General features: G+C 67.1%; 2 protein-coding genes and 1 pseudogene. 1 reads left to right on the forward strand and 2 read right to left on the reverse strand.

Features of this window, described 5'->3' with window-relative positions:
- Positions 1–845 (reverse strand): NAD(+) synthase (gene nadE, locus ACFQEU_RS15185; RefSeq protein ID WP_379783517.1); only part of this gene is annotated, 845 nt, incomplete at its 3' end.
- A 304-nt stretch (positions 846–1,149) separates the two neighbouring features.
- Here nadE and ACFQEU_RS15190 point away from each other — a divergent pair.
- A complete protein-coding gene (locus ACFQEU_RS15190; RefSeq protein ID WP_379783519.1) occupies positions 1,150–1,698 on the forward strand; it encodes an Rrf2 family transcriptional regulator in 549 nt (182 codons plus the stop codon).
- Between the two features lie 16 nt (positions 1,699–1,714).
- Here the strand turns inward: ACFQEU_RS15190 and ACFQEU_RS15195 are convergent.
- Positions 1,715–1,958 (reverse strand): annotated as a pseudogene (locus ACFQEU_RS15195) (tRNA pseudouridine(38-40) synthase TruA); the annotation flags it as partial.

Consider the following 1,958-nt stretch of genomic DNA (forward strand, 5'->3'; position numbering starts at 1 on the left):
GCCCGGCTCGCGACCCGCTCGGCGATCGCGACGGGATCGGCGTCGGCGTCGGTCGCCGCGTTCCCGACGCCCTCGTCGACCGCGGCTCGCAGCACCGCGTCGATGACCTCGTACGGGGCACCGAGATCGTCGACGTCGCGTTGGCCGGGGAGGAACCCCGCCGTCGGCGGCTTCTCGACAACGAACTCGGGTACGTCCAGCGCCGCCGCGAGCACACGGACCTCGGTCTTGTACAGGTCCCCGATGGGGAGGATATCCGCGGCCCCGTCGCCGTGTTTCGTGGTGTAGCCGAGGAGGCGTTCGCTGCGGTTCGTCGTCCCGCAGACGAGGCAGTCGGTGGCGTTGGCGGCGAGGTACGCGATCGTCATCCGAAGCCGCGCGATCGCGTTCCCCGTGAGTACCGGTTCGTCGTGGAGGTCGAACCGGTCAGGAGCCACGCTCCCGAACGCAGCGAAGAGCGGCTGTATATGGATCGTGTCGTGTTCGATCCCGAGCGCGTCGGCGAGCCCCTCCGCGTCGCGAGCGTGGAGCGCGCCGATCTTGTTACACGGGAGTATCAGCCCGTACACGCGCTCGGGTCCGAGCGCCTCGACGGCGAGCGCGGCGGTGACCGTCGAATCGAGCCCGCCGCTCATGTTGATCACGACGCCGTCCGCGTCGGCGTCGGCGACGGCGTCACGGAGGAACGACGCGATCCGGTCGATCTCCGCGTCTTCGGGCTCGATCGTCGACGAGCGCGGCGTGTGCGACACGGACCCGGACTCCGGCTCGCAGTCGCCGTCGGACGCCGACTCCGGGTCGGTGTCGGTCCCGGCGTGGGGGTCGGTACGCGTGGAGGTGTGCATCACGGTCGCCGGTCCCCCTCGGAGGCGTAAATACGCTCCGTGGGTATCGTATAAGGGCGATGATCGGGCCATCGAACCACCATCGCCGCGGAGATTACTCCGACGAACACTGACCGATCACCGAACCCAGGGATCGTTCGAAGAACGAGGGATCACGGGGCGCGATGTCGGGAGAATCGGACGTTCGTGTTTCGCCGCCCGTAATCGTACATTATTGTACTGTATCGACTTCTCTATCTCGTTCTCAACAATATAAGGTGTATATAACCGAACGTTTATACAGGAATATTTCGATTTCTCGTGTATGTCCACGCTACAGCTGAGCTCAAGTCAGAAACGCGTCCTCACCTCGCTCGTGAGCCTCACCGACGACGAGGAAAGCGTCGTCTGCGGTCGCGAGATCGCCGAGACCGTCGATCGCAACCCGGGAACGGTCCGGAACCGGATGCAGAGCCTCCGGTCGCTGGGGCTCGTCGAAGGCGTTGCCGGGCCGGAAGGCGGGTACAAGCCCACCGAGAAGGCGTACGATGTCCTCGACTTAGAGCGGGTACACGACACGGATCCGGTTCCCGTCGAGCGGGACGGGACGGCGCTCGACGGAGTCACCGTCCGCGAGATCGACCTTTCGAGCGTCAACAACCCGGAGCTGTGCCGCGCGGAGGTCGTCCTCCACGGGTCGGTCCGCCCGTTCGAGGGCGGTGACCGCGTCACCGTTGGCCCTACGCCCGCGTCCGGCCTTCGCCTCTCCGGCGTCGTCGACGCCGCGGATATCGACGGTAACACGCTGATGATTCGGGTCGAGTCGATGACGACTGCTGCCGAAGCGGCGGTCCCTCGTTCGGCCAGCGACTGATCCCCGTCCCGACCCGTCACTCCGGCGACGCGGCCGAACCGACGTGGTCGCGTATCCGCCCGGTGACTGCCGCAGCGTGACGGGCCTCACGGTAGCGCTCGTCGAACGCTTCGACCGTGCGCTCCGCCGCCTCCTCGTCGACCTCGAACCTCACCCCGTCGTACGTCACGTCCCACAACACCAGCGGCTCGGCGGCGGCCGGGCCGACGCCGTGTTCGCCCGGAACGGGAGCGTCGTCGAGCAGCCGGTCGACGAGCGTC

It is taken from the genome of Halorubrum tibetense (assembly GCF_042661865.1).
GTDB classification, from domain to species: Archaea; Halobacteriota; Halobacteria; order Halobacteriales; family Haloferacaceae; genus Halorubrum; species Halorubrum tibetense.

Coding starts and splice junctions, on each gene's coding strand:
- ACFQEU_RS15190 (WP_379783519.1), top strand. CDS start 1,150: ATGTCCACGCTACAGCTGAGCTCAAGTCAGAAACGCGTCCTCACCTCG.